The organism is Arthrobacter sp. Hiyo1, from assembly GCF_001263615.2.
In the GTDB taxonomy this organism is placed as follows: domain Bacteria; phylum Actinomycetota; class Actinomycetes; order Actinomycetales; family Micrococcaceae; genus Arthrobacter.
This window is the reverse complement of record NZ_DF952470.1, coordinates 321,974-327,095: the sequence shown is the minus strand read 5'-3', so window position 1 is coordinate 327,095 and position 5,122 is coordinate 321,974. Positions and strand designations below refer to the sequence as shown.

Genomic DNA, 5,122 nt, shown 5'->3' with positions numbered 1-5,122 from the left:
CGACCGCCAGCCGAGCCACATGAGCAGCCCCGCCAGGACCAATTGCAGGCCGAGTCCCAGTGGCCACAAAGGCGTTGTTTGCTTGAGGTACTGCGGCTGCGGCACGCCGTTTGCACATAGGTAAGAGTGCTCCGGCCCGGCGAGCGCGGACCTGGCACCCTGGCTGATGCCCTCGATCATCCCGACCGAGTAGAACACCGTCCCGCTCCGGTCCGGATACGGAATGGCGTCGGCCACCACCACGTAGGGATTCAACGCGAGCATCCACGCAACGCGTTCGGTCCGGACGGCCGGGTGCTCCACCAAGGGCCCCTCGCAGGTGTATGCCGGCTGCGCTGGTTCCGTCGGCTGCTGATTCGGCTGAACCGGCGCATACAAAACGCCACGGCCAACTGGAGAGTTGGCCAATACCGTGCCCTGCGCCAGTTGCGATCCCAGTCCGAAGGAAATCAACGAGCCGACCACCAGCGCCGCGACTACCAAGTAGGTCACCACGATCGAGAACAGTGGCCGCCCGGCAAGCGCCGAAATCCCCACTCCGATCCCGCACACAACGGCCAGTTCTACCGCCAGCATCAACAAGGAAACCACCACGTGCCCCGGGGTCAGGCCGCCCTGGAACATTCCGAAGACAAGGAACGGGGCGCTTGTCGCCAGGAAGGCGAGCGCCGCGAGCATCCGGCGCAGAACTTGCCCCAGAGAATCTGGCCCGGGGTCAGCAAGGTGATCTGAAGGATGGCGAGTGTGCCACCGGCCCGGTCTCCATTGATGGCATTGGCGGACAGCGCAGGTGCCACAAGCAGGGCAAAGAGGAGCACGAAGGCCAGCACGACCTCGAAGATCATGGACCCGGCTCCGTCCTGGGGCGCCAGCGCCGAAGGCGGCATCGTGGAACGCCGCGCTTCCATGCTCGCGTTCCAGGCGAGCCACGTCAGCCACGTCACTACCGCGATGACAAAGAACCAGATGCCCAACATGATGTACCAGCCGCGGGAGCGCAACCGTTGTTTCATCTCGAGGACCACGACGTCGCGTATTCCCCCAAGGTAGCCGACGACGGCGCTCCAGCCTCCCGTAGCTCCCTGCGGTCCCGCCGGAGGTCCCGCTGAAACAGGCACGGATTCACTCACGTCGCTCATGGCCTCTCCGTATCCAGGTTCATGTACGTCTCTTCCAACGCACCGGCTGCGGGGGCGAAGGAAACTACTCCGATGCCGGACCGGACGAGTTCGCCCAAGAGGGCGGCAGCGCCGTCGTCGTGCGTCAACAGCAAGGTGACCGACGGGCGGCGGCCCGCTTCCACCCGGTATTCCAGTCCGAGTTCGCTGAGCTTTGCGGTGAGGGCCGCATTGTCGAGGGTTGTGATCGCGTAGCGCCGGCCCTGCAGGGCCGCCTCCTCAAGGGTCTGCTGTTTCACGGTCCGGCCCTGGCTGACGAACACCGCTCCGTCCGCGATTTCATCGAGCTCACTGAGTACGTGGGAGGAAACCACCACGGCTTTCCCTTCCCCGGCCAGGCGGCGCAGCAGGTTTCGGAGCTCCACTCGGGATCCCGGGTCGAGGCCGGACGCTGGCTCGTCGAGCAGAAGCACGGACGGGTCGTGGATGAGGGCCCGGGCCAGGCTGAGCCGTTGTTGCTGGCCCCTGGAGAGGACCCGGGCGGGCTGGTCGGCAAGGGTGTCCAGCCGGACAAGTTCGAGCAAGCCGGCAACACGCTGGGCGATGCCTGCCCTGGGCAGGCGGTAGAAGCGCGCCATCTGGACCAGGATTTCGCGTGCAGTCAAGGACTCCCACACCCCCAGGGTGTCCGGCATCCAACCGATCCGAAGCCGCGCGGCCGCGCTGTGGTGCAAGGGATCCAAGCCGTTGATCCGAATGGTCCCGGAGTCGGGCCGCAGAAGCGAGGCAAGCATGAGAAGGAGCGTCGTTTTGCCTGCGCCATTGGGCCCAATGAGCGCCGTGACCTTCCCTGGCGGGGCGTGGAAATCGATGTGCTTGACGGCGTGGACCGTGCCAAAGCGGCGTGAGACGCCTTCCGCGGATACTCCCGGGGCGTCACCAACCGGGACTCTTGAACTTTCAGCTATGGACATGCTCTACTCACCTGTTTCCCCCAAACAGAACAAGTACGCTTCAACTCCCGTGAGCCCACATGCCCGCAGGCTGCGTATTTCTTGATCGTACGCCAAGCCGAAACCGCCCGGCGTGCACCCAAGGGCCGAGATTTGGTCACAATTCCCCCGCCCGCCGCGCCCGGCGATAAACTGGCCACATAAGCCACGTAGCCGTGCCGCTACCTGGCCACGCAACGTATGATCCCCAATTGAGCAGTGAGGGTGCGCGCATGAGTTTGCCCACTACCGATGTGAAAACCGAAGACCTGACCGCGCAGCCTGCCAAGACCAAGCAGCTGATCGTGCAGAAGTTCGGCGGCTCCTCGGTGTCCGATGCAGAAGGCATCAAGCGTGTTGCCCGCCGCGTTGTTGACGCACAAAAGGCCGGCAACGAGGTTGTCGTAGTGGTTTCCGCCATGGGAGACACCACGGACGAGCTCCTGGACCTCGCCGCCCAAGTCACCGATTCTGCTCCCGCCCGTGAGATGGACATGCTCCTCTCCGCAGGCGAGCGCATCTCCATGGCCCTGCTCGCCATGGCCATCAACAAGTTCGGTGCCTCCGCCCAGTCGTTCACCGGCTCGCAGGCCGGCATGATCACGGACGGCATCCACGGGAAGGCGCGCATCATCGACGTCGACCCCCACCGCATCCGCACCGCTTTGGACAAGGGACACATCGCCATCGTGGCCGGCTTCCAGGGCATGACCCGGAGCACGCGGGAGATCACTACCCTTGGCCGCGGCGGATCCGATACCACTGCGGTGGCCCTCGCAGCCGCGCTCGAAGCAGACGTCTGCGAAATCTACACGGACGTCGACGGCATCTACACGGCGGACCCCCGCGTGGTCTCCACTGCCACGAAGATCGACCGTATTTCCAGCGAGGAAATGCTGGAACTGGCAGCTTCCGGCGCCAAGATCCTGCACTTGCGTTGCGTGGAATACGCCCGCCGATTCGGCGTGCCCCTGCACGTCCGGTCCTCATTCAGCCAGAACGAAGGCACCTGGGTCCTGCCCAGCGCCGATGACAAGATCACGATTCAAGAGGGAGTTGCCTTGGAGCAGCCAATCATCTCCGGTGTTGCACACGACCGTTCAGAAGCCAAGGTCACCGTGGTCGGCGTCCCGGACATCCCCGGCAAGGCCGCCGCGATTTTCCAGGTCATCGCCAAAGCACATTCGAACATCGACATGATCGTCCAGAACGTGTCCACGCACGGTACCGGCCGCACGGACATTTCCTTCACCCTGCCCATCGTGGAAGGCGCCGACGCCCTCACCGCCCTCCGTGCTGCGCAGCCTGAAATCGGCTTCGAGAGCATCGAATACAACGAGAACGTCGGCAAGCTTTCGCTGATCGGCGCCGGCATGCGTTCGCACCCGGGCGTCTCCGCCACCTTCTTCAAGGCGCTCTCCGACGCAGGCATCAACATCAACATGATTTCCACCTCGGAGATCCGCATCTCCGTGGTCACGCACGCCGATCTGCTGGATGACGCAGTGCGCGCCATCCACAAGGCGTTCGAGCTCGACGGCGACGCGAGGCAACCGTCTATGGCGGCACCGGCCGCTAGACGAACTCCGCCGCCGGGCACCCGCCGTCGGAATCTGGAGTACTTAACGTGAAAGAACCGGAGCTTGTGCTCCGGTTCTTTTGCTTTCCTGCGGCTTTGGAGCCGCGAGCGGCTTCAGGCGCCTTCCTTGCGGACTCCGTAGTGGTGGCCCTGGTCGTCCGTTTCGACGACGAAATGCCCTAGGTCTTCTTCCGACGCCGTCTCGAAGTCGTCATGCTTGTGGACTACGGGCGCATCAATGTCGCCCCGGGTTGCCGGGCCGAACCAGAAACGCAGTCGATCGGTTACCCTCATGAAACTATCGAGTGCATGTCCCACAATTCCCACCTCCTTCCCCGCTGCGAGGTCCAGCCGCACGGTTGGAGCTGAGTGGTTCCAGTGAGGCCAATTTTACGCCCGGAACCGGCAAAAGGCCCGGGGTCGGCGTCGATCGCTGAGAGCGAGGGGGGCCCACGCCGGCGAGGGCCCCTGCCTGAGCTTGCGAAGGCTGGGAGCCGGTGGGGACCCTCAGCGAAGGGACTTGTCGTCCGGGTTCTTGGGGACCACGTAGGTGCTGCCGTCCGGCCGGCGGACGGTCTCCCATTGCTGCGCTTCGGCCTGGCGCCGCACGAGGAGACGCTTGTTCTCCTCGGTCATTTCATGATCCAGGGAACTGCTGTGCGCCGGTCCGAAAATGATCCGAAGCTTGCCAGTTGCGCGCATGAATCTCTGGGTCATGGTCTCTTTGGCCACCGGGTCTACCCTCTCTCAAAAGGATGTTGTGGTTTAAGAGTACACTAACAATTAGTGCACTAACTATCGGCCGGCGAAGTCCGGTCATCGACACGGAATGGAGCAAGCCATGGCCGCACCCATTGCCCCCGAAACAGCCGCCCCGCCTGAAGACGACCTTCTACTCGAGCGCCAATTGTGCTTCGCCCTGACCGTGGCGTCGCGGAGCGTGGTGGGCGTCTACAAGCCGGTGCTTGAAAAGATGGGGCTGACCCATCCCCAGTACCTCGTGATGCTCGCCCTATGGGAACGCAGTCCGCGCACGCTCAAGGACATCAGTGAGGCACTCCTGCACGAGCCTGCCACCCTTTCGCCCATCCTGCGCCGGCTCGAAGAAGCAGGATTCGTCACCCGCAACCGCATCCACGGAAACGAACGGGCACTTGCCATCACCTTGACGGAAGCCGGCTCCGCCCTCAGGCAACAGGCGACGGCCGTGCCGGGAACCATCATGGAGCGGCTCCAACTCACGCGTGCCGAAGTAGCGGAACTGCACCGCGCAATGACCGGGCTCATCGCGGCCACGCAACACCCGACTCCCGGTGCGGGCGATAAACTGGCATAAATCAAGGAGAACCCCATGCGCCTGCGAATAGTCCGGTCTGTGTTGGCCGTCGTCGCCGTCGCTGGTCTTGCCGCCTGCACGCCCGGCCCCGGGGGCG

5 protein-coding genes and 2 pseudogenes are annotated in these 5,122 nt (G+C 64.0%); 2 read left to right on the top strand and 5 right to left on the bottom strand.

All coding sequences use genetic code 11. The annotated features are described in order from the left end of the window. The 3 genes and pseudogenes from AHiyo1_RS10420 to AHiyo1_RS10415 all read right to left on the bottom strand — a co-directional run. Positions 1-678 (bottom strand): annotated as a pseudogene (locus AHiyo1_RS10420) (ABC transporter permease); the annotation flags it as partial. Then, complete coding sequence (locus tag AHiyo1_RS25530; RefSeq protein ID WP_216363177.1) at positions 606-1,139, bottom strand: ABC transporter permease; 534 nt, start codon at positions 1,137-1,139, stop codon at positions 606-608. The gene AHiyo1_RS25530 and the pseudogene AHiyo1_RS10420, both read right to left, overlap by 73 nt. After that, positions 1,136-2,092 (bottom strand): ABC transporter ATP-binding protein, encoded by a 957-nt coding sequence (locus tag AHiyo1_RS10415; RefSeq protein ID WP_059388521.1) that lies wholly within the window; start codon positions 2,090-2,092, stop codon positions 1,136-1,138. Before AHiyo1_RS10415 ends, AHiyo1_RS25530 begins: the two co-directional genes overlap by 4 nt. A 251-nt stretch (positions 2,093-2,343) precedes the next feature. Between AHiyo1_RS10415 and AHiyo1_RS10410 the strand changes: the two are divergent. Next, positions 2,344-3,689 (top strand): annotated as a pseudogene (locus AHiyo1_RS10410) (aspartate kinase). 114 nt (positions 3,690-3,803) lie between these two features. Here the strand turns inward: AHiyo1_RS10410 and AHiyo1_RS10405 are convergent. Continuing rightward, the gene (locus AHiyo1_RS10405; RefSeq protein WP_113990642.1) at positions 3,804-3,983 is read right to left on the bottom strand and encodes a hypothetical protein; all 180 of its coding nucleotides are present in this window, start codon (positions 3,981-3,983) and stop codon (positions 3,804-3,806) included. A 213-nt stretch (positions 3,984-4,196) separates the two neighbouring features. Then, positions 4,197-4,406: a hypothetical protein gene (locus AHiyo1_RS10400; protein ID WP_253257261.1), complete on the bottom strand. Its 210-nt coding sequence runs from the start codon at positions 4,404-4,406 to the stop codon at positions 4,197-4,199. Between the two features lie 124 nt (positions 4,407-4,530). On the opposite strand from AHiyo1_RS10400, the gene AHiyo1_RS10395 reads away from it, so the two are divergent. Continuing rightward, positions 4,531-5,025, top strand: a complete 495-nt coding sequence (locus AHiyo1_RS10395; RefSeq protein ID WP_059388522.1) for a MarR family winged helix-turn-helix transcriptional regulator — start codon at positions 4,531-4,533, stop codon at positions 5,023-5,025. Positions 5,026-5,122 lie beyond the last annotated feature (97 nt).